Here is a 22,844-nt window from a genome sequence, read left to right on the forward strand (position 1 = left end):
TTTTATTTATACTTTTAATAATAGTCAAAGGTAAATTTATAAGTTAATTTTGAGAAATCTTTATTTTTTAAATTAAAAAATTGATTTTCTACAGGTAGTAAAATTCTTCTTCCTTTATTTGAGGAGAGACCTTCTGGAATAAGTACTGTTTTAAAATTTTTTGATAAAATTTCTTTGTTATTAGTATCATATAAAGATATATTGAAGTTTTCTAATTTTTCAAAAGTTATATTTTCTGTTGTATTTAAGAGATAGGCATCTATAAATAAAGTATTATTTTGTTTAAATAATTTATTTATTATAAGGTTTAATTTATCCTTTTCTGTTGAAAAAGAAGTAACTTCATAAATTAGTTCTGTTTTATTTAAATTCTTAGAAATATTAAGGGGCTTTGCGTTTATTGATAAAGAACTAAAGTTTAAAAGGGTTATTAAACTTAAAATCATTAAAATTTTTTTTTGTAGTTTCATCTTTTTTCTCCTTAAAAATAGATTATAAACTTAGTATATCTATAATTAAAGAAAATATAGGATAAAATAAAAAAACAGTGAATTTTATTCACTGTTTAAACAAATTTTAATATAAAGGCTGAAAGCATGTATATAGGTGGTGCAAGGAAAACTGTTATTAATCCAGCAACTCCTATAGATAATGAACTCATAGCACCATGAGTTTCACCTATTTCTAAAGCTTTAGTAGTTCCAACAGCATGGGCAGCTGTACCCATAGAAACTCCCATAGCAACTTCGTGGTCTATTCTTAATACTTTGCAAACCATAGGAGCTATAATTGCTCCAGTTATACCAGTTATTATTACAGCTATAACTGTTATTGAAGGTATTCCACCAAGTCCACTAGCTACTTCAACACCGATTGGAGTAGTAACTGATTTAGGAACTAAAGAAGCTATAAGCTCATGCTTAACTCCTAAGAAGTATCCCATTATTATAACACAACACATAGAGGCAAAACTTCCAACTATTATTCCTGTCATTATTGGAACAAAATGATTTTTTAAAAGCTGTAACTGCTTATATAAAGGTACTGCTAATATTACAGTTGCAGGTCCTAAAAAAGCATTTATAAAACTTCCACCTATGTTATATGTTTCAAAACTTATATGACAAGTAACTAAAACTGCGATTATAATTGCAATAGATATTAATAAAGGATTAAGTAGGGGAATTTTGGTCTTTTTGTATATGGTCATACCAATTTCAAAAGCAAAAAGAGTTAATAAAATTCCGAATAAAGGATTATTAATAAGATTATTCATTAACTTCATCTCCTAGTAGTTTTTTTTCTTTTCTTCTTATTAAAGTTTGAACAACTAAACCTGTAACTCCTATTACAACAAAAGTTGAAGCTATACAAATAAATAATAATTTAAGAACATTTCCTTCTAATAATCCAACAGATGTCATAAGTCCAACTCCTGCAGGAACGAAGAAGAAGGCTAAATGATCTAAGAAAAATTGAGCTACGCAGTCAATAGACTCTACTTTAACAACTTTAGTACATAGTAAAACTAGTAATATTAACATTCCTATAATATTTCCAGGTACACTATGTATAAAACTTTTAGAAATAAACTCGCCTAAGAAGTATATAAATACAACTATAAGCATTTCTCTTAAAAGCTTCACTAGATAATCACTTCCTTTGTTTATTCAAAAAATATAAGGAACATTTTAAAGTTCCTTATACATTATAGAATGAATTTAAAATTAAAGCTATAATCAAATATTACAATAATTAAGGATTTATACTTATTAAAGCGTTTTCTATATCATTTTTTGATAGGTTACTTAAAATAGACTCATCATACTTAAGTGCCTTATTAAAAAATTCTTTAGCCTTATAGAAATCTTCTTTTTCCTTTGAAATAATTCCCATAAAGTAATAAGGCTCAGAAAAATTTACACATTCTTCGATTAGTTCATTAAAGTAAAAGTAAGCTTTTTTTAAATCACCTATTTTATAAAATATTTCTCCAAGATTAGCTCTTATTATTTGGCTTAAATCATCAATTTTTAACCCTTCATTACTTATAGAAATTGCCTTTTCAAAATCTTCTGCTTTTATTAATACATAACTATAAACTTCATAAAAATCTAAATCTTTAAAATTATTTTCTTTTAAATCTTTCAATATTTTAAGGGAAGTTTTAGTATCTTTTAATTTCCAGTATATTATAGCTTGAAGTAAGTCAATTTTATTAGCATCTTTAGGTAAAAATTTTCTTTTAGATAGAATTATATTTAAGCTTTCTAAAGCTTTTTTATAAGAGCCATACTTTAATTCTAAGAAGATATATGTTTTTATTGAGTTTACATTAGAGCTATTACATAGAGCAGCCTTTCTATAAAATGATAAAGCTTCTTTTGTTTTGTTAGCTTTAAGTTTTTTAGCTCCTTTAAACATGTAGATTAAATGCTTATTTATAGATAGTTTAAAAATTAAAAATGATATAAGAAGTAGGCTCCCCAAAAGCATACTAATTTTAAGCATTAGAAAAACTACAAGAATTATTGCAAGGATATTAAATAAATTATTTAATATAATAGAGCTTTTCATAATAATTATCCCCCTTTTAGTATTATTTTATTAAGAAAATTATACTATATTTACAAGGAGGATAATAGATTGTTAAAATTAAAGTTTTTATATTTATTATAAAAGATATATATTATTTTTTTCACAAGTATTTATCATTTCTTCATCCCACATAGAAGCTTGAACTTCTCCTATATGAGCTTTTCTTAAAAAGAACATACAAATTCTAGATTGACCAATTCCACCACCTATAGTGTATGGTAATTTTCCTTCAAGAAGCATTTGATGGAAAGGTAAATTTTTTCTTTCCTCACAGTTAGCTATTTCTAATTGTTTTAATAGACTTTCTTCACTAACTCTTATTCCCATTGAGGAAAGTTCTATAGCTTCATCAAATAGAGGGTAGTAAAATAATAAATCTCCATTTAATGACCAATCATCATAATCTGGACTTCTATCATCATGTTTTTTTCCAGATTTTAATTTTCCACCAATTCCTATAATAAATACAGCACCAAATTCTTTACATATTGCTGTTTCTCTTTCCTTACCAGTAAGGTTTGGATATAAATTTTCTAATTCTTGAGAAGTTATAAATTTTATTTCTTTTGGAAGTATTTTTTCTATATGAGGATATTTTGAGCATACAAAGTCTTCAGTATCTATAAAGGTTTTATATATTGCTTTAACAGTTTCTTTTAGAGTTTGTAAATTTCTATCCTCTTTATGTATTATTTTTTCCCAGTCCCATTGGTCTACATAAATTGAGTGAATGTTATCTAAGTCTTCATCTCTTCTTATAGCATTCATATCAGTATATAAACCTTCTCCAGGATTAAATTCATATCTATGAAGAGCTAATCTTTTCCATTTAGCTAAAGAATGGACAATTTGTATATCTTCATCTTTCATAGCTTTCATATCAAAGCTTACTGGTCTTTCAACACCATTTAAATCATCATTTAATCCAGACTTTTTATTTACAAATAGGGGAGCAGAAACTCTTGTTAAGTTTAAATTTTTTGCTAATGTATCTTCAAAAAAGTCCTTTAATTCTTTAATTGCAACTTCTGTTTCTCTAAGAGATAATAAAGGCTTATATCCTTCTGGTATGAATAATTTTTCCATTTGTTAAACAACTCCTTAAATTTAAATTTACCTATATCTTTTGTTACATAGATTTTTTTATAATTTTTTGGCCAAAGTATTTTATATATAAAATAAATAATTTTTTAGTATAATTGATAAAATAAAAAAGCCCTCATCCTATATGTTAATAGGACGAAGGCTAAATATCATCTCCGCGGTACCACCTATGTTAGTACAAATGCACTCACTTTATTAAACAGTGCTTTATAACACTGTCCTTCTTTTAACGGAAAGAAACCCGTCTAAGTCTACTGTTCAAAATTGAAGTTCGGTTAGAAGCTCAAGGATGTTCTTCATCAAAGGTATAGTATGAGGCTTACACCATTCCTCAATCGCTGAAACTCTTTCCTAGGATTACTTTTTCCCATCAATGCTTTGTACAATTTATTTATTTAATAATTAATATATACTAAAATTCTTAATTTGTGAAGGGGTTTTTTAAAAAAAAATTAAAATTATGATATAATTATTAAAAAATATATACTTTATAAAAGGAGAAAACCATGATAAAAGCAGTATTATTTGACCTAGATGGTACTTTGATAAATAGCAATGATTTAATTTTAAAATCATTTAAACATACATTTAAATCTATTTTAAATTTAGAATTAAGTGATGAAGAAATAAGTTTAAATTTTGGTAAGCCGCTTCAAGAGATTTTTAAAAATTATGATTCTGAAAAAATAGAGGAGATGATTAATACTTATAGAAAAATAAATTTGGAATTACATGATAAAGAGTGTAAAGAATTTTTGGGAGTTAAGGAAATGTTAAAAGCCTTAAAAAATAAGGGGATTAAGATTGGAGTTGTAACTTCTAAAAAGAAAGATATGGCAGAGCGTGGTGCTAAGTTAATGGGAATATTTGATTATTTTGATGTGTTTATAACACCAGAATGCACTAAAAAACATAAACCTTATGGTGAGCCTGTATTAAAAGCTTGTGAGATTTTAGGAGTATCTCCTAATGAGGCACTTATGGTTGGAGATTCTCCCTATGATATTTTAGCAGGTAAAAATGCTAAGACAAAAACCTGTGGAGTTAACTATACAGCTTTACCAATAGAAAAATTAAAAGAAAGTAAGGCAGATTTTTACATAGATAAACCTTCAGAGATTTTAGAAGTCATTAAAGACATAAAGTAAAATAAAAAAGATTTAGTCATAGACTAAATCTTTTTTTATTTAGAAGATATTTCTTCTACGTCTTCTACGTTTTCTTGTATTTATAGTTTTTATTATAAGAAGTATTACTAATACTACAACAATAGCTAAAACAAATATTCCTAAGTAACTTAAGAAATTAGCTTTTATAAGAGTGAAAGTTCCTATGTCTGCTTTCACAGGATAGTCTTTTACATAAGCTCTTTGAGAAACTGTAACAGAAGCAGATTCAGGTTTAGAGGCTAATTGCCAAGCATTTAAGCCATTTAATTTGATTTCTTCTGTTGTTTCTTCTTTGTTTACATAGTTATCATAATAGTTTATATCTTCTGTTGCAACAAAAGGCACTTCTATAGTTTTAGTTGGGCCGAACCATCTAAAAAGCTTATATTCTACAGGAAGTGTAGCTAATGTTGTTCCAGCTTTTATATAAGGAACTCTATTTACAGCATAACTATAATCTATTATTTTATTCATATCGTTAAATACAATTTCGTCTTTAGCATCATATTGAGAATTTAAAACAGTACCAACTATTTTTCTTCCATCTCTTTCATAAACTGATACTAAACATCTTCCAGCGGGAGTTGTAAATCCAGTTTTTCCACCAATATTTCCGTTTATTCCAAGTTCTTTATTTCTATTTTGTAAAAGTACTTTTTTTCCGTTTATAGTTATATCACTTTCTTTAAGTCCCATAGTTTCACTAACCCAAGGATTTTTAAAAGCATTTTGTAAAATAACAGCTAAATCATAGGCTGTTGAGTAATGATTATCATTATGTAGTCCATTTGGAGTAACAAAATGAGTGTTTTTTAATCCAAGTTTTTTTACTTCTTCATTCATCATATTACTAAATTTTTCAGGACTTCCAGCAATTCCATCAGCAATTACTGAAGCTGCATCATTTGCGGAAAACATAAGTAAGGCTTTCATTAAGTCGTTAGCATTCATTCCTTCTCCTACAGGAATTGGACCGTAGCTATCATTTAAAGTATAAGGTTGCTGTGCCTTTGCATCAGCAGTATATGGAAAAGAGTCATTTTTTGAAGCATTTTCAGCAAATAAAAGACTAGTCATAACTTTTGTAGTACTAGCTGGGTAGGCTCTTTCATCAATTTCCTTTGCATAAATTATTTCGCCGGTATCATAATCTAAAGTTACAGCATACTTACCAGCTATGTTAGGTGCAGTAACTTCAGAAGCCATAACATTTGCTTTTGCTGGAGTAAAAAGTGATACTGATAGAGCAATCAACATTGAACTTAAAAGCTTTTTCTTAATTTTAATCAATTTTCATCTCTCCTAATAAAAAGTCTAATTAAACTTTTTCTATTATAACATCTATAGGGCATAATAACAATAAATAATAAATAAAGCTATGTAAAGCTTTAAATTTGTGGTATTTATAGGAAATATCTTATATAATATAAAGGATATTTATAGCAATTAAATAATATTTAGGATGTGATAATATGGCAGCTTTAACTGTAAATGATATTTTGAAAAATAGTGAAGTAGGAACTTTAATTCCTTTAGTAGTTGAATTAGAAAATAAAGCAGTCCCTATAATATTTGTTAAGGATTATTTTGAGGTTTTAAAAGATATTGAAGACAATGTATTAGTTGGATTAAAAAGTAGTATTATAAGTAATAATAAATTAGAGTTACTTCTAATTATGCTAAGATTTGATGAAAAGATAGAAAATACATATGATTTATGGTTAAACTATGGATTTAACTGGCATCTTGAGTTTTTAAATGAACTTATTAAACAAGATACTATATTAATTGATTTTAGGGATGAAGAAAATAATAGAGTTAAAACAATATATATAATTAATACTATTAAAGAGGATATTAAGGAATATAAAGAATCTTGCGAAAAGTCTTCTTTAATTAAGGAAAGTAGAGAAGATAATATAATAAATGTTGTTAAAAAGAAGAAGTATGAAACTTGGAGTAATGAAGAAGCTATAGCTTTAATAAATAAAGTTTTAGATGATTTTGATAGTGTAGAGGAAATGTGGTATAACTTATAATATTTTTTGTATATAAAAAATATTGCCTTGAAATAATAAATTTAAGGAAGGTGATATATATATGAAAAATAAAAAAGTAAAAAAACAAAAAAATAAAGGTAACATTGAAGCAGATAATGGAACTTTCATTTCTTATAAGAGTAGGGATGAGTTTACTAATAAAACCTTGAAGTATGGCTATGAGCAGGATAGTTGTGATTTGTAAAAAATAGAATAAGGGTCCCTATTAATACTTTAATGGGACCTTTTTTATTTTTAATATATAGCAAATCTTTTTTCTCTAGGACATAATTTTAAGTCATTTTCTTCAATGTATGTAATTTTTGAAAAGCCATTTCCTTGTAAAAGCTTAGTTTTAAAGGTTTCTATGGAAGAATATTCTCCTTGAACTTCTACATGAACATCTCCATTTTCTAAATTTTTAGCATATCCAGTTAGGGATAATAGAGAGGCTTGATATTTACAAAAAAATCTAAAGCCCACCCCTTGAACCTTGCCTTTTATAAAAAATTCTTTTCTAATCATAGTAAAGACACCTCCTAATTTAATTATATTACATATTAAAGATATTCTCTAATTTATAAATAATATATAAAATAAAAACAATTTATGTTAATGTTTACATAAATAGGAATAAAAATGTATAATATATATAAAATAAATATTTTAGGAGGAGTTTTAATGGGTTTAGAAAAAAGCCTTGTTTTAATAAAACCTGATGCAGTAGAGAGAAATTTAATAGGGAAAATACTAGAAGTTTATGAAGGAGAAGGCTTAAAAATTAGAGCCATAGAAATGAAAAAAATAAATAAAGATTTTGCAAAAAAACATTATGAAGAACATAGAGAGGAGGATTTTTTTGATTCTCTAATAAAATATATAACAAGAAGTTTTCTTGTAGCTTTAATTCTTGAAGGAGAGGATGCAATAGATAAAATAAGGAAAATAAATGGGGATACAAATCCAGAAAAGGCTGCTTTTGGAACTATAAGAAGAAGATTTGCTTTAACTAAAACTGAAAATTCTGTTCATTCCTCAGATTCTTTAGAAAGTGCTAAAAAGGAAATTAAACTTTGGTTTCCAAATATATTTTCTTAGAAAAAATTTTATAAATTTAAATAAAAAATAAAACCTATATTTTAAAATATAGGTTTTATTTTTTTTAATAAACACATTTTATTTCTAGCCATGCCTCATCATATTTTCTAAGAATATCAGGAGGAAGGTCTATAAATACCTCGCAATTTTTTAAAGATTCCTCTGAAGGATATGCAACTTTATCATCTCGTATATCTTCAGGTAAAAGTTCATAGGCAGCTGTGTTTGGAGTAGAGTAACCAATATATTCTACATTTTGTTTAGCATTTTCAGGGTCGCATAAAAAGTTTATAAATTTCTCTGCATTTTCTTTATGCTTAGCATTTTTAGGGATTGCAATTGCATCAAACCATTTATTTGAACCTTCTTTAGGAATTGCATAAGCTAAATCTGGATTTCTTTCTATCATTGTAACTGCATCTCCAGACCAGGCTACAGCAAGAGAGGCTTCTTCTCCTACCATAGCATCTTTAACTTGGTCAACCATATAAGCTAATATTAAACCATCTTTTTTCTGTGTCATAAGTTCTTCCTTAGCTTCTTCGATTTGATTTAAATTTTCTGTATTTAGAGAATAACCTAATTTTTTTTCAGCAACGGCCATAGCATCTCTAACACTATCTGGCATAATAACTTGATCTTTATATTTTGTGTTCCAAAGAATATCCCAGCTATCTACAGGGTCAGTAACTTTTTTTGTGTTATAAATTATACCAACTGTTCCCCACATATAAGGTACAGAGTATTCATTAGTTTCGTCATAAGCTAAATTTTTAAATTGTTCTCCTATATATTTATAATTAGGAATATTATTATAGTCTATTTTAGCTAACATATCTTCATTTTTCATTTTTTCTATCATGTAGTCAGAAGGAATTATTATATCATAAGATACATTACCACTACTTAATTTTTGGTACATAATTTCATTAGTATCAAAAACATCATATTTAACTTCTATTCCTGTTTCCTCTTTAAATTTTGTAAGAAGTTCTGGGTCTATGTAATCACCCCAGTTATATACATATAAAACATTACTGTTTTTATCCTGTACTTCTTCTTCATTTTTTTTACCGCATCCAAGAAATACTGAAGATAAAAGGATAACTAAACAAGGTAAAGTTAAAAATTTTTTTAGTTTCATAGTTAATTTTCCTCCTTTACTAAGGATTGCTTTCTATTTGCAATAAGAAGAAGAGCTAATACAACTATAAACATTAAAGTTGAAAGTGCATTTATTTCTGGTGAAATACCTCTTCTTGCCATTGAGTAAATTTCAATAGACAGGTTAGAAACTCCAGGACCTGTAGTAAAGAAACTTATAACAAAATCATCTATAGACATTGTAAATGCTATTAAAAATCCTGCTGCTATACCTGGCATTATTTGAGGAATAACAACTTTTCTTAAAGCATAAGAAGGTTTTGCACCTAAATCTAGAGCAGCATCTACTAAGTTTGGAGGTAACTGTCTTAACTTAGGTAAAACTGATAATATAACATATGGAATATCAAAAGTTATATGAGCTAAAAGCATAGTCCAAAAACCTGGTTTTAAATTAAAAAGTACACCACCTAAAGCAAATAAGCTCATTAAAGATATACCAGTAACTATATCAGGGTTTAAAACTGGTAAGTAGTTTATATTTAATAATAATGTTCTAGGTCCTCTTCTCATACTATTAATTCCAATAGCACTTATAGTTCCTATAATTGTTGATACAACAGAAGCTATTACAGCTATTAAAATAGTATAGTAAAGGGCTGATATTATCCTATCATTTTCTAGTAAAGAACCATACCAATCAAGGGTAAAGCCACCCCAAACAGCCATAGATTTTGTCTTGTTAAAAGAGAAAATCATAAGTGTTACTATTGGTGCATATAAAAATATAAAAATTAATAATAAATAAAATTTAGATATAAAAGCACCTAATTTTTTCATCATAGCTGTTTACCTCCTTCTTTTCCAGTCTTTTCATATCTTGACATGAATGCCATTGAAATTAAAATTAATATCATCATAAATATTGATAAAGCAGAACCAAAGTTCCAGTTACCTATAGTAGTAAACTGTTGTTCTATAAGATTACCTACTAACATGTATTTTCCACCACCTAAAAGGCTAGGGATTACAAAGTTTGATACAGCAGGCATAAATACCATAGTTATTCCAGAAATTATTCCAGGAATACTAAGAGGTAATATAATTTTTCTAAAAGTTTGTGCCTTGTTTGCTCCTAAATCATAAGATGCATTAACTAAGTCTTTATCGATTTTTATAAGTACAGTATATATTGGTATAACCATAAATGGTAAAAAGTTATAAATCATTCCAAGTAAAATAGCACCATCAGTATAAAGCATCTTTATAGGACCAATACCTAAATATCCTAAAAGAGTATTTATAATTCCATCTTTACCTAATATGGCCATCCATGCATAAGTTCTAAGTAGAAAGTTCATCCACATTGGTAATATAAATAGAAGTATTAAAATATTTCTTCTCTTTATAGGCAGTTTAGAAATTATATATGCTATAGGGTACCCTAAAATTAAACAAGCAACAGTTGATAAAATAGCAAGCCATAGAGAACGTACAAAAACTGTAAAATATATAGGCTCAAATAATCTTTTAAAGTTATCAAAAGAAAATACAAAATGACCATCTACTTTATTTGTAAAGCTAAAGAAAACTATTAAAAGTAAAGGAATAACTATGAATATAGCACTCCATAAAACATATGGATAAGCTGCAAAAGATAAATTATTTTTTTTGTTTTTCATTAATGTTCACTCTCTTTTTTCATTATATGTATGCTTTCAGGGTCTAAGGATAATCCTATTTTTGAACCTATTTCTGCATGTTTTGTATTGTGTAATATCCAAGTGTTTTCTTCATCTTTTACATCTATTTCATAGTGAACTCCCTTAAATATAACAGAAGTAACAGTTCCTTTTAGCATTCCTTCTTCATATTTAACCATTTCAAAGTCCTCAGGTCTTATTACAATTTCAACTTTTTCATTTTTATCAAAACCTTTATCTACGCAGTTAAAGGTTTTTCCTGCAAATTGAACTTTAAAATCTTCTAACATTATTCCATCAACAATATTACTTTCACCTATAAATTTAGCAACAAAAGAATTTTTTGGTTCATTATAAATGTCTTCAGGAGAGCCCATTTGTTGAATTTCTCCTTTATTCATAACAACTATTGTATCTGACATAGTTAAGGCTTCTTCTTGGTCATGAGTTACAAAAATAAAAGTGATACCTAATTTTTGTTGTATTCTCTTTAGTTCTAGTTGCATTTCTTTTCTAAGTTTCATATCTAAAGCACCTAAAGGTTCATCTAATAAAAGTACCTTTGGTTCATTTACTAAGGCTCTAGCAATTGCAACTCTTTGTTGTTGACCACCACTTAAAGCATCGATATCTCTTTTTTCATAACCTTCAAGAGCTACTAATTTAAGCATTTCTTTAACTTTTTTATCTATGACATCCTTAGACATTTTTTTGATTTTTAATCCAAAGGCTATATTTTCATAAACATTCATATGAGGAAATAAAGCATACTTTTGGAAAACAGTATTTAATTGTCTTTCATAAGGAGGTATATCATTAATAATATTATTTTCAAAGACAACCTGACCGCTATCTGCACTTTCAAATCCAGCTATAATTTTTAAAGTTGTAGTTTTACCACATCCACTAGGTCCTAAAAGAGTTAGAAATTCATTCTTTTTTATATTTAAAGAAAGATTATCTAAAATTGTATCTTTTCCATAAGATTTTGTTATTCCTTTTAATTCAATAATATTATCTTTCAAATTTAACACCTCTGCTTTCTTAAAATTTATTTAAAATGATGGTGGAGTACTTACCCATAAAACCTTTGCAGAAATTTTTCCTGCATTGGAAATATAGTGGTTTGCTTTAGGTTTAAAATAAAAGCTTTCTCCTTTACGCACCTTTACTTTTTTATCTCCTAAGTGTAAATATATAGAGCCAGATAATACATATCCAAATTCTTCACCTTCATGAGGTTCTTCTTCAATATATTGTCCACCTGGTTCTAAAGTTATCATTATAGGTTCCATATCATTTTTTTGAGCATTTGGAACTAGCCACATAAGATTATATTTTAATTCTTCGTTTTCAGTTTCAAACATATCATCTTTAGAAAAAGCTATTTTTTCATTAGTGTCTTCACTAAAAAATTCTGTTAAGTTAGTTCCTAATATGTCTAAAATATCTATTAAAGTAGCTATAGATGGAGAGGTTAAGTCATTTTCTAGTTGAGAAATAAACCCCTTTGATAATTCACATCTATTTGCTAATTCTTCTTGAGTTAATTGTTTGGCAACCCTTAGACGTCTGATTTTATCTCCTATTTCCAAGATATACACCTCAATTTCAATTAATATAAGTTTTACTAAACTTTAAGTTTAAAATTACTAAACAAACATAAATAATTATATATATATTTAAGATAAAAATCAACAAAAAAATGAAAAAATATTAATACCTAGTATTTCTCTTAAATATAGTGATTTAGCAAGGTTATAAGGAAAAAAATGTTATGGAGTTTACAAAAGATTATTATTTAATTTAGTATAACTAAACAATAAGAGGTGAATTATTAAATAATGATTAAAAAATTTCACAATTTGTGGTAATTTATGATAAAATACTCTTGAATTAATAAATGATTGGTGTGGTAATTTTATGGAAAAAAGACTTTGTTATAGGAGAGAGGGAAGAAAAGTTTATATAAAAACACCAAACTTAAATGAGCTTGAATATACAGAGAAATTATGGGGAGATGTGGATAGCATGAAAGATGTAGGGAAAACCATATCATTTCCAAGGTACAAATGGGATAGCTTTTATAAAAAGATGGTAAGTCCTACAGATGGTAGAAACCTTTATTGCTTAGTTTATGACTATAATAATAATCCTGTAGGAGAAGCTAGTTTTCATGGATATGACTCTGTAACTAAAACAGCTAGGTTAAATGTTAGAATAGAGGCTTCTAAAAGAGGGTTAGGATATGGCAGTGAGGCTGTTCAACTTATTTTAGAGTGCTTTTTTTATGAGTTTGGTGGTTTATATATGCTAGATACTGTTTACTTAGAAGAAAATAGAAACAAACTTGAAAAGATAGGATTTAAAATAATGTATAAGAACAAGGAAGGATATTCTTATAGATTATTTAAAGAGGATTTTAAAAAGCAAATTAAGGTTATAAATAAGAAAAAATTTGGTATATTTATTTATGAAAATATGACAGTTAGTACAGTTATATGCTTTTTAGAAATATTTAATAGCATAAATAAATCTTTAGGAGAGGAAATAATTTCTGTAGAATTAATTGGAGAAGAGGATAACCTTATAAAAGATAAATCATATGATATAAAATTTAAAGATTTAAAGTCTATAAAAGATACTAAACTAGATGTCATAATTGTTCCAGGAAGTAATAGCAATAACTTTTATGAAAATCCTAATTTTGAAAATCTTTTAAATAATATAAATGGTTGTGAAATTGTATGTATTATAGGAAAGGCTATAATTCCATTTATAAAAAGCAACCTTTTAATAGGGTTAAAAGCGTATTACTCTAAAGAATGGTTAGGACTTTTAAAGGATGAAGTTAAGTATTTAACTTATTCTGATGAAAACATAATTGATAATGGAAGATTTATAATCATAAAGAAAAAATCCTTTGAAATAGAGGGAATAAAATACATAATAAAAAAATTATTTGGAGAATCTTTATTAGATAGGCTTGATTTATAAATTAAGAGTTACTCTTTTTTTATATTCTTAAAGAAGAGGAGTTGTTTATTAGATGATAAACATAAAATTAGATGAAGACAAAAGAGGAAAAGTTATATTTAGAGCTAACATTGATGAGGCTCTTAAGGAAAATAGAATATTAAAAAGAGCTTTATTTGAAAGTAAAGTAGTCAAAAATGAGTTTAAATATAATATACCAATGAAATACTTTTGGCCTATAATAAATAATTTAGATAAGAGTTTGATAAGTATAAATAAGGATAGTAAGCTTGAAGTTTTAGAATTTTCAGATGAATATGAAGAAATTTATTATTATAATTACAAAGCTACACCAACTTATATGAAAAAATGGAGAGAAGAAGGGTGCCCACCAATTTTTAAAATTACTATAAATTTAGAAGATATAACTGTAGAGAAAAATATTGTATTTGAAAGATTAATATAAAAAAGCTTTGAGAAAAATCTCAAAGCTTTTTTGTTATTGCCATTCTTCTACATTTTCTAATCCAGGGATTGAAGAGGCTTTAAATATAGGGTCCTTTATTCCAGCTTTCTTTTGACTTGTGTAGTCCTTAAGAGCTAAGAATGCATATTTTCCTAATAACAATATGGTTATTATATTGAGTATAGCCATCAATCCCATAAAGACATCGGCCAGATTCCAAACTAAATCAACTTTTGCCATAGCACCAAATAGAACCATTCCGATAACAAGTATCCTATAGACATTTAATAAGGTTTTATTTGTGTGTATAAATTCTATATTAGTTTGTCCGTAATAGAAGTTACCAACTATAGAACTAAAGGCAAATAATAATATACAAATTGCTATAAATCCAGCACCAAAACTTCCTATTTGTGAAACAAGAGCTTGTTGTGTTAATTCTATACCAGTTAATGAGCTATCTGCATATTGACCTGATAGAAGTATTATAAATGCTGTACATGAACAGATTAATAAAGTATCTGTAAATACACCTAAAGTTTGTATTAATCCTTGTTTTACAGGATGGCTAACATCAGCAGTTGCTGCTGCGTTAGGAGCACTACCCATACCAGCTTCATTTGAGAATAAACCTCTCTTAATACCTTGCATAACAGCAGCACCAAGACCACCAGCAGTTAATTGCTTTATTCCAAAGGCTGATTCAAATATAAGTTTAAAAACTGAAGGTATTTCACTAATATTTAAAACTAATACTATAAGAGCAACAAGAATATAAAGAACTGCCAAAATAGGAACTATTATTTCTGAAACCTTAGCAACTCTATGAATTCCACCGAAGATAACTAATGCAGTTACAACTGCTAGTATTATACCTATAGCACCTCTTGAAAGTCCGAAAGCACTATTGAAGGCAACACTTACTGTGTTAGCTTGAACGGCATTAAATACGAATCCAAAACAGATTGTAATAAGAATTGAAAATATTATACCTAACCATCTCTTGCCAAGACCTTTTTCCATGTAGTAGGCAGGTCCACCTCTAAAGGAATCTTTATCCCTAACTTTATATATTTGAGCTAAAGTACTTTCTACGAAACTAGATGCAGAGCCTATTAAAGCTATAAGCCACATCCAAAAAACAGCCCCAGGACCACCAACAGCTACGGCTATGGCAACACCAGCTATATTACCAGTACCAACTCTAGAAGCTGTACTTATACAAAAGGCTTGGAATGACGAAACTCCGCCTTTTTCTTTATTTGATTTTCCTATACCATCACCTAATAAACGAAACATTTCTTTTATGTATCTAAATTGAACAAATCTAGTTTTAAAAGAAAAGAATAGTCCAGCACCAATTAATAAAATAATTAATATATAGCCCCAAAGAAAATCATTAAAACTAACTACAAAATTATTAAGTATTTCCATATATTCCTCCTCCTGTTGTGATATGTTTTAATTTTTGCGTAATCTTTATAATTAATTTTAATATGAATAATAAAAAAATGCAAGAACTAATGTTGATTTATTCATATGTGCGATTTTTGAAGGAGAGGTATAGAGAATAAATGTTAATAAAAAGTAAATAGAAAGATTCTTTAGTATTAGTATATACAAAGGATATAGAGAAAAAAATTTTAACAATAAAGCCACTATGAAATAAAAAATTCATAGTGGCTTTGTTTAAAATCATACTAAAATGCAATAATCATGTCTTTCTATTGCATAGGGTTATGATTTTGATTATTTTGGTTTTGATTGTTTCCATGATTTATTTCTGGTTTATTGTTATTAGGCTTATTATTTCCTGGTTTATTTTGTGAAGGAAATAAGGAGTTTCCTCCATTATTTTCATTTTCTTCATCTCTATGACTATCATTTGAATTTTCAATTTCTTTATCATCATCTTTATCTGATTCATTATCTCTATGAGAGTTATTTGTATTATCTTTTTTATCCTCTGTAGGAGATTGATTTATTGTTGAATTAGGTTCCGGTGAATAATAAGCTGTTTTATGGTTGTAGTTACAATATTCAGTAGGGATAAATTTATCTATAAACCAGTCATAGTAAACTTGACTTCCTCTATAATCTTCGGTGCAATAAGAAGTAGGCTTTAAGCCAGAATCTTTACAAACTGCAATTTGTGTTATACCTGAAGGCTTTTCAACTTCTTTATACTGTAATCCTTCATGAGCAACCCCCATTATTTTACCGAAGATAGGTGTTGTAACTATACCACTACTAGTTCTCATTTCTGTTGGTTGATCATAACCAACCCAAACAGCAGCAGAGTAATAAGGAGTTAAACCTGCAAATAAATAATCTTTATCACCTGTTGTAGTTCCTGTTTTACCAGCTACAGGAATGTTTCCAAATCTAGCAGGTCTTGCAGAACCATTTTCAACTTGTTCCTTAAGCATATCATACACTATATAAGAAGTTTGTGGTGTAAAGACCGTAACTGTTTCAGGAACTGAGGTATCTAAAAGTACATTACCATGAGAATCTAAAACCTTTGTATATAGTTTTGCTGTAGTCTTTACTCCTTGATTTCCAAATACTCCAAAGGCAGAAGCTAAAGTATATGTGTTTCCACCATCAGGATTATTAGGGTCATTTTGAAATTGACCTAAAGCTGTTGTGGAAATACCTCTAGAGTGAGGACCATAAACAAGACCTAGTTTTTCTCCATAAGCTATTGAATTTGAAACTCCAACTTCATTAGCAACCTTTATTGCTGCTAAGTTACTAGAGATTTTTATAGCTTCTCTATAAGTTAAAGGTCCCATATAGCTATTATATTCATTTTTAGGTTGTTCTTTATAGCCAGTAGATGCTAATTCTTTTTCACTTAAATATGAATCATTTACTACAGAGCCTGCACCACCGCCTATGCCTAAGTCAAGAGCAGGACCATAAACAGTTAAAGGTTTTGTAGCAGAACCTATGGATTTTAAATCATAGTAAGCTCTGTTATGAGACATAGCAGGTTGTTCTCCTCTTCCTCCTACTAAGGCTTTAACATGGCCAGTTTTGTAATCTACAATAGTTGCTGAAGATTGTAATTTGTAAACGCCATCTTCATTTTTCTCATTTGGATTGCTAGTTATAGCCCTATAATTATTTGGGTCATCTAAAATGTTTTGAACATTATTTTGTAGATTTCTATCCATTGAGGTATATATTTTTAATCCACCATTAGCTATAAGTTTGTCAACTTCTTCTTGAGTGTATTTGTATTTATTCATTAAGTCTTGTTTAACTTGAGTTATAGCAGGTCTTGTAAACCACTCGAAGTTAGTTTTGCTTAATTTATTGTTTGGAGTAAATTTTATGCCATTTGTATCAATTTCATTTATAGCATCAACATACTCTTGATTTGATATATATCCAAGTTCCTCCATTTTAAATAAAACAGCTTTAGTTCTATTTAAATATCTACTTGGATCTTTTTTATTTGCTTCTGAAAGACCATCATAAGAAGTAGGAGCTTGAGTAAGTCCACCTAAATAAGCACATTCTATTAAATTTAAGTCTGAAACAGGCTTGCTAAAGAACCTTTGAGCAGCTGCACTTACGCCATATTGGTATCCTCCCATTGGAATTGTATTTAAATAAGTCGTTAAGATTTCATCTTTTGAAAGGTGTTTCTCTAACTCTAAAGCTAAGTACATTTCTTTAATTTTTCTTTCATAGCTAACTTCATTAGTAAGTACAGCATTTTTTATAAGCTGTTGAGTTATGGTAGATGCACCTTGAACTGTATTACTTCCTGAAAGTTTGCCTTTAATATTAGAGGCTATTACCCCAAAAACTCTCTTAGGGTCTATCCCTTTATGTTCATAAAATCTTTCATCTTCAATAGCTACGAAAGCATTTTTTAAATTAGCAGGTATTTCTTCTGATTTTACAACATAACGCTGTTCTCTAGTTATTACGTTATCCATGAAGTTTCCCTGGTCATCGTAAAGAATGGATGGCTGATTTAGAGATTGAATTGCCTCAATATCAAGTTCTGGAGAAGAACGTATAATTGATAAAACATAAACTCCAGCTAAAGTTGCGGCAGTTATCCCTAGAAGCAGAATTATTATAAAAAACCATTTAAAAAACTTTTTTACTTTACTTGTTTTTTTAGATTTTTTATTCTGCCTTCTATTATTAAACTCTCTTTTTTCTTCAGTCATTTTTTCCTCCTATCATAATAAAACTTTCTATTTCTAAAAAACTACATAATTATATTATTATACATTTTAAGAAATATTATATTATATTATAGCATAATAATATTAAGAGTAAACTAAATTGTAAGAGGTGTGATATTTGTATTATGTAAATAAAAATAAACGTAAAGTTATAGATTTTAAAAAATATTTAATAATTTTTCTAGTAATAATTATTACCTGTTTTTTAATTTTCATATATGTTTTTGATAAAATAATTGCACCTACAGTATTACTTGTTTCTGATTCTGAAATGCAAGCTAAAACTTTAGATATTATAAATAGCAATATAGCTGAAGTTTATACTGAAAAATTTAATTATAATGATATTATAAAGGTTGAAAAGGATTCAGAAGGGAAAATAAAAATGATTAATGCAGATACTGTAAAGTTAAATGAATTAGCTACAGAAGTTGCAATAAAGTCTCAAAGAGATATAAAAGAGGTAGGTTCTATAGGAGTAAAGATGCCAATTGGTTATATAACTAAAAATAATATAATGTCTTATTGGGGACCTAGTATTACCGTTAAGATGGAACCTATAGGCAAAGTTTTAGTAACTTATGATTCTGTTTTTGAAAGTGCAGGAATAAATCAAACAAGACATAAGATAATAGTTAATGTAAAAACCAATTTAAAAATAATATTACCACTTCAATCAAAGGAGGTTGAGGTAGTAAATCAAATTCCAATTTCAGATACCGTAATAGTTGGAGAGGTGCCAGATAGTATTTGGGGTGGAAATGTTCTTAAGGAATTAGATTAAATATTAAAAGGAAGGGATAATCCCTTCCTTTTAATTATTTTCCCAGTTAAATATATAAGGTACATTTCTATAATGGTCCCCATAATTTAAACCATAACCTACAACAAATAAGTCTTCTATTTCAAAACAGCAATAATCTGGCTTTAAATCTACTTTTCTTCTAGAAGGTTTATCTAAAAGAGTGCAAGTTTTAACAGATTTAGCACCTAATTTTTTTACATGGTCTATAACAAAATCCATTGTTATACCAGAATCTATAATATCATCAACGATTAAAACATCTAATCCTTCAATATTGTCAGGAATATCATTTACAACTTTAACTACACCAGTACTTTCTTCACCATGACCGTAACTTGAAGTAGTCATAAAGCCTATTTGAGCTTTAGTATCTATTGCTCTAACTAAATCTGCTGCAAATATGAAACTTCCTCTTAATAAAGATAGAACATAAAGATTTTTATCTTTATAATCCTCAGTTATTTTTTTACCTACGATAGCTATTTGTTTTTTAATTTCATCTTCAGAAAGTAGTATATTTCTATTCTTATCTTCCATTATTTTCTCCCCTAACTATGCCATATTATTTACAATATTGTATTTATAGTATAAAATTAAATGAAAATTGTCAAGAAACACAATAAATATCACGAGGTGGTAATATATGATACACGGAAATACTGATGGAATAAGGAATTCAGTTATAAAAGAATTAGAAGAACTTTATAAAATAACTGTACCAAAGTATAGCATTTGTACAGAAGATATAATAAGAGTTATTTCTAGATTATCTTCACAGATAGAAAGAGAGATAAGTGTTGGAATAAATAGAAAAGGAAAGGTAATAAGTGTGGCTATAGGGGATTCTTCTAGTGTAGAAATTCCTTTAATAGATATACATGAGAAAAGACTATCAGGAGTTAGAATAATACATACTCATCCAAGTGGAGTTTCTAGGTTGTCAGCCTTAGATATATCAGCTTTAATGAAGTTAAAATTAGATACAATAATGGCTATTGCAGTTTATGAAGGAAAAGCAATAGATGCTTCCTTAGGCTTTTGTTATGTAGAAAATGAACTTCTTATAAGTGAAGAAGTTCCTAATTTAAGCATAGAAAAGTGCTTACAAATTAATATTTTAGATAAAATAAATCATATTGAAGAAATTATTAAAACAAGTAAGGTTGAGGAAGATGATAGTGAGAGAGCTATTTTAGTAGGTTGTGATACAAAGGAAAGTTTAGATGAGTTAGAAGAACTTGCAAAAGCTTGTGATATTCCTACATTAGAAAAAGTATTCCAAAATAGGAGTAAAATAGATGCATCTTTCTATATAGGAAGAGGAAAGGTTTTAGAAATTGCCAATATAAGACAGTTAACTAGAGCTAACTTAGTAATTTTTGATGATGAACTATCAGGGGCACAGGTTAAAAATCTTGAAGCTAATTTAGGCGTTAAGGTAATTGATAGAACAACTCTTATTTTAGAAATATTCTCAAGAAGAGCAAAAACGAGAGAAGCTAAAATTCAAGTTGAACTTGCTCAATTAAAGTATAGAGCTTCTAGACTTATGGGACTTGGAACTGTTATGTCTAGAACAGGTGGAGGAATAGGAACAAGAGGTCCTGGGGAGAAAAAGCTTGAAATAGATAGAAGGCATATAAGAGAGAGAATATATGACCTTCAAGCTGAGCTTAAAAAAATAAAGAAAATAAGGGAAACTCAAAGAGAGAGAAGAAGTAAGGATAAAACATCTCAAGTTTCTTTAGTTGGTTATACTAATGCTGGAAAATCTACTTTAAGAAATACTTTATGCTTAGAGTCTGCATCTACTGTAGCAACTCAAGTTAAGGATAAGGTTTTTGAAGCTGATATGCTTTTTGCAACCTTAGATACCACAACAAGAGCTATAAAACTTCCAGATAATAGAGATATTACCTTAACTGATACTGTTGGATTTGTAAGTAAACTTCCTCATGAATTAGTGGAAGCCTTTAAGTCAACCTTAGAAGAAGTTATTTATTCAGATCTTCTATGTCATGTTGTAGATGCTTCATCAAATAATGCTAAAGAAGAAATTATAGCTGTAGAAAAAGTTTTAGGAGAACTTAAGGCTCTAGAATCAGCTAAAATATTAGTTCTTAATAAAATTGATAAGGCTTCTGAAGAAGAATTAAAAGAATTAGAAGATAAGTATTCTAAAATATATAGTAAGGTAGTAAGAGTTTCTGCAAAGGAAAAAATAAACTTAGATAAATTATTAGAAGCAATAAGTGAAGAATTACCTTATACTTTAAAGAGTAAAGAATATATAATTCCTTATTCAGCACAACAGGTTGTAGCTTATCTTCATAGAAATGCTAATGTAAGTGAAGAAGAGTATAAAGAAGAAGGAACATATATAAAAGCAGAGGTAGATGAAGAAGTAGAAAATAAATGTAGAGAATACGAAGTATAAAAATATTTGATTTTTTGTAATAAAAGCTAAATTCTTTTAGAATTTAGCTTTTATTTATTACATTTTTAAAATCATAAATTATAATATATATAAGTATAATAATAATGATACAAATTTTTAATAGGTAAAGCCTATTTTTAAGAAGATATATTTATATTTTTATTTAAAGGATAATTGTTTATATTTAAGACTTTTTAAAAGGAGAGTTTTTAAGGAGGAAAAAATTTGAGTGAAATAATATTAAAGTATCAAAATTCTTTTAAATCTGTTATAAGAGACCTTGAAAAAAATGATGATGTTATAGCAGTAACTGCCTTTGGAAGTATAATAAATGGAGACATATGGGAAGGCTCTGATATAGATTTATTTGTTATTGTAGATGGAAATTTTAAAGGTATAAGAGATGTTTATGGAGAAGAATTAGGAGTATCTTCACATTTAAAGATAGTTTCTAAAAAGTTTCTAGTTAACTTTTGCCAAGAAGAAATTACAGGTAGCACAATACATAGAAAGTTTATATCTTCAAAATTAATTTTTTGTAAAGACCAAGAAATATCAGATAAATTTACATCAATAAAATATTATACAGAGGCTCATAGTGAAAAGTGGAATCTTGTTTATTTAAGTGATCTTATACAAGATATGAATCTATATAAAAAATGCATTCATAATGAAAATTTTTATGCAGCTTTTGAAGCGCTTATGTATTCTGTTGATAGTTTTAGTAGATTGTATTTAAATTTTAATGGATACCTAATAACTAAAAGTTCTACAGGAATGCTTATGAAGTTAGATGAAAATTTTGAAAAAATGGTTAATGGTATTTTTAAAGCTGCAGATAAAGAAGCTTTAGAATATGTGAATTTTTATATTGATAGTTTTCTAGATAGAAATATTAGAGGAATAATAAAAGCATTAGTTGATTTTATGAAAACTCAAAAAGACTACTTAAGTTCGGAAGAAATAAAAAGGTCAGAGGAGTTTCAAGGATTTAAAATAGATTTTGAAGAATTATTAGGTTATCTTTATAAAAAAAATATAGTAAAAAAAGAGGGGAGAGAAAGATATTCTCCTTGCGGTGCAAAGCTTGTAACAGAGAAGGTATATTTAATTAAAGATAACTTTTAATTT

The 22,844-nt window shown here is 27.7% G+C and carries 24 protein-coding genes and 1 other annotated feature; of the genes, 9 read left to right on the plus strand and 15 right to left on the minus strand.

What is annotated here, in order from left to right; translation table 11 throughout:
* Nucleotides 1-14: 14 nt before the first annotated feature.
* From AC4FQV_RS01220 to asnA, 5 genes are all read right to left on the minus strand, one after another.
* Entirely contained in the window at nucleotides 15-470 is a 456-nt protein-coding gene (locus tag AC4FQV_RS01220; protein WP_491139283.1) for a hypothetical protein, read from the minus strand.
* Between the two features lie 95 nt (nucleotides 471-565).
* Nucleotides 566-1,276, minus strand: a complete 711-nt coding sequence (locus tag AC4FQV_RS01225) for an LrgB family protein (RefSeq protein ID WP_491139282.1) — start codon at nucleotides 1,274-1,276, stop codon at nucleotides 566-568.
* Nucleotides 1,269-1,646: a CidA/LrgA family protein gene (locus AC4FQV_RS01230; protein WP_265917766.1), complete on the minus strand. Its 378-nt coding sequence runs from the start codon at nucleotides 1,644-1,646 to the stop codon at nucleotides 1,269-1,271. Before AC4FQV_RS01230 ends, AC4FQV_RS01225 begins: the two co-directional genes overlap by 8 nt.
* 109 nt (nucleotides 1,647-1,755) lie before the next feature.
* A complete protein-coding gene (locus tag AC4FQV_RS01235) occupies nucleotides 1,756-2,577 on the minus strand; it encodes a tetratricopeptide repeat protein (RefSeq protein ID WP_491139281.1) in 822 nt (273 codons plus the stop codon).
* 96 nt (nucleotides 2,578-2,673) lie between these two features.
* Nucleotides 2,674-3,684, minus strand: coding sequence for an aspartate--ammonia ligase (gene asnA, locus AC4FQV_RS01240; RefSeq protein ID WP_491139280.1), 1,011 nt, complete (start codon nucleotides 3,682-3,684; stop codon nucleotides 2,674-2,676).
* 146 nt (nucleotides 3,685-3,830) lie between these two features.
* Nucleotides 3,831-4,085: a binding site (T-box leader), on the minus strand.
* A gap of 123 nt (nucleotides 4,086-4,208) precedes the next feature.
* Here asnA and ppaX point away from each other — a divergent pair.
* Nucleotides 4,209-4,850, plus strand: a complete 642-nt coding sequence (gene ppaX / locus AC4FQV_RS01245) for a pyrophosphatase PpaX (protein WP_491139279.1) — start codon at nucleotides 4,209-4,211, stop codon at nucleotides 4,848-4,850.
* 39 nt (nucleotides 4,851-4,889) lie between these two features.
* Here the strand turns inward: ppaX and AC4FQV_RS01250 are convergent, their stop codons facing one another.
* Nucleotides 4,890-6,161 carry a D-alanyl-D-alanine carboxypeptidase family protein gene (locus AC4FQV_RS01250; protein WP_491163932.1) on the minus strand — a complete coding sequence of 424 codons (1,272 nt, stop codon included), beginning with the start codon at nucleotides 6,159-6,161 and terminating at the stop codon, nucleotides 4,890-4,892.
* 182 nt (nucleotides 6,162-6,343) lie between these two features.
* On the opposite strand from AC4FQV_RS01250, the gene AC4FQV_RS01255 reads away from it, so the two are divergent.
* Together AC4FQV_RS01255 and AC4FQV_RS01260 are read left to right on the plus strand one after the other, a co-directional pair.
* Nucleotides 6,344-6,910, plus strand: coding sequence for a hypothetical protein (locus AC4FQV_RS01255; protein ID WP_491139277.1), 567 nt, complete (start codon nucleotides 6,344-6,346; stop codon nucleotides 6,908-6,910).
* A 61-nt stretch (nucleotides 6,911-6,971) separates the two neighbouring features.
* The gene (locus AC4FQV_RS01260; RefSeq protein WP_491139276.1) at nucleotides 6,972-7,115 is read left to right on the plus strand and encodes a hypothetical protein; all 144 of its coding nucleotides are present in this window, start codon (nucleotides 6,972-6,974) and stop codon (nucleotides 7,113-7,115) included.
* Nucleotides 7,116-7,165: 50 nt separating this feature from the next.
* Here AC4FQV_RS01260 and AC4FQV_RS01265 read toward each other — a convergent pair whose 3' ends face one another.
* Nucleotides 7,166-7,435 (minus strand): acylphosphatase, encoded by a 270-nt coding sequence (locus AC4FQV_RS01265; RefSeq protein ID WP_491139275.1) that lies wholly within the window; start codon nucleotides 7,433-7,435, stop codon nucleotides 7,166-7,168.
* Nucleotides 7,436-7,591: 156 nt separating this feature from the next.
* Between AC4FQV_RS01265 and ndk the strand changes: the two genes are divergently transcribed.
* Entirely contained in the window at nucleotides 7,592-8,008 is a 417-nt protein-coding gene (ndk, locus tag AC4FQV_RS01270; protein ID WP_491163936.1) for a nucleoside-diphosphate kinase, read from the plus strand.
* Between the two features lie 64 nt (nucleotides 8,009-8,072).
* On the opposite strand, the gene AC4FQV_RS01275 is transcribed toward ndk, so the two are convergent.
* From AC4FQV_RS01275 to AC4FQV_RS01295, 5 genes are read right to left on the minus strand one after another with little or no spacing between them, the layout of a single operon-like run.
* Nucleotides 8,073-9,152 carry an ABC transporter substrate-binding protein gene (locus tag AC4FQV_RS01275; protein ID WP_491139273.1) on the minus strand — a complete coding sequence of 360 codons (1,080 nt, stop codon included), beginning with the start codon at nucleotides 9,150-9,152 and terminating at the stop codon, nucleotides 8,073-8,075.
* A 2-nt stretch (nucleotides 9,153-9,154) separates the two neighbouring features.
* Nucleotides 9,155-9,955, minus strand: a complete 801-nt coding sequence (locus AC4FQV_RS01280) for an ABC transporter permease (protein ID WP_491139272.1) — start codon at nucleotides 9,953-9,955, stop codon at nucleotides 9,155-9,157.
* A complete protein-coding gene (locus tag AC4FQV_RS01285; RefSeq protein WP_491163941.1) occupies nucleotides 9,952-10,794 on the minus strand; it encodes an ABC transporter permease in 843 nt (280 codons plus the stop codon). The genes AC4FQV_RS01280 and AC4FQV_RS01285 overlap by 4 nt, the downstream gene beginning before the upstream one ends.
* A complete protein-coding gene (gene potA, locus AC4FQV_RS01290; protein ID WP_491139270.1) occupies nucleotides 10,794-11,840 on the minus strand; it encodes a spermidine/putrescine ABC transporter ATP-binding protein in 1,047 nt (348 codons plus the stop codon). Before potA ends, AC4FQV_RS01285 begins: the two co-directional genes overlap by 1 nt.
* A gap of 30 nt (nucleotides 11,841-11,870) precedes the next feature.
* Nucleotides 11,871-12,410: a helix-turn-helix domain-containing protein gene (locus tag AC4FQV_RS01295; protein ID WP_491139269.1), complete on the minus strand. Its 540-nt coding sequence runs from the start codon at nucleotides 12,408-12,410 to the stop codon at nucleotides 11,871-11,873.
* A 328-nt stretch (nucleotides 12,411-12,738) separates the two neighbouring features.
* Here AC4FQV_RS01295 and AC4FQV_RS01300 point away from each other — a divergent pair, with 328 nt between their 5' ends.
* Nucleotides 12,739-13,812, plus strand: a complete 1,074-nt coding sequence (locus tag AC4FQV_RS01300) for a GNAT family N-acetyltransferase (protein WP_491163945.1) — start codon at nucleotides 12,739-12,741, stop codon at nucleotides 13,810-13,812.
* A gap of 52 nt (nucleotides 13,813-13,864) precedes the next feature.
* On the plus strand, nucleotides 13,865-14,257 hold the full coding sequence (locus tag AC4FQV_RS01305) for a hypothetical protein (protein ID WP_491139267.1): 393 nt from the start codon (nucleotides 13,865-13,867) through the stop codon (nucleotides 14,255-14,257).
* Nucleotides 14,258-14,290: 33 nt separating this feature from the next.
* Here the strand turns inward: AC4FQV_RS01305 and AC4FQV_RS01310 are convergent, their stop codons facing one another.
* On the minus strand, nucleotides 14,291-15,691 hold the full coding sequence (locus AC4FQV_RS01310) for an alanine/glycine:cation symporter family protein (RefSeq protein WP_491163948.1): 1,401 nt from the start codon (nucleotides 15,689-15,691) through the stop codon (nucleotides 14,291-14,293).
* Between the two features lie 290 nt (nucleotides 15,692-15,981).
* The gene (locus AC4FQV_RS01315) at nucleotides 15,982-18,453 is read right to left on the minus strand and encodes a transglycosylase domain-containing protein (protein ID WP_491139265.1); all 2,472 of its coding nucleotides are present in this window, start codon (nucleotides 18,451-18,453) and stop codon (nucleotides 15,982-15,984) included.
* 136 nt (nucleotides 18,454-18,589) lie between these two features.
* Between AC4FQV_RS01315 and yunB the strand changes: the two genes are divergently transcribed.
* Nucleotides 18,590-19,255, plus strand: a complete 666-nt coding sequence (gene yunB, locus AC4FQV_RS01320; protein WP_491163952.1) for a sporulation protein YunB — start codon at nucleotides 18,590-18,592, stop codon at nucleotides 19,253-19,255.
* Nucleotides 19,256-19,285: 30 nt separating this feature from the next.
* On the opposite strand, the gene hpt is transcribed toward yunB, so the two are convergent.
* Entirely contained in the window at nucleotides 19,286-19,813 is a 528-nt protein-coding gene (gene hpt / locus AC4FQV_RS01325; RefSeq protein ID WP_491139263.1) for a hypoxanthine phosphoribosyltransferase, read from the minus strand.
* A 106-nt stretch (nucleotides 19,814-19,919) separates the two neighbouring features.
* Between hpt and hflX the strand changes: the two genes are divergently transcribed.
* Both hflX and AC4FQV_RS01335 read left to right on the plus strand, forming a co-directional pair.
* Entirely contained in the window at nucleotides 19,920-21,713 is a 1,794-nt protein-coding gene (gene hflX / locus AC4FQV_RS01330) for a GTPase HflX (RefSeq protein WP_491163954.1), read from the plus strand.
* Between the two features lie 225 nt (nucleotides 21,714-21,938).
* Nucleotides 21,939-22,841, plus strand: a complete 903-nt coding sequence (locus AC4FQV_RS01335) for a nucleotidyltransferase domain-containing protein (RefSeq protein WP_491139261.1) — start codon at nucleotides 21,939-21,941, stop codon at nucleotides 22,839-22,841.
* Nucleotides 22,842-22,844 lie beyond the last annotated feature (3 nt).

It is taken from the genome of Clostridium sp. TJA038 (assembly GCF_058310255.1).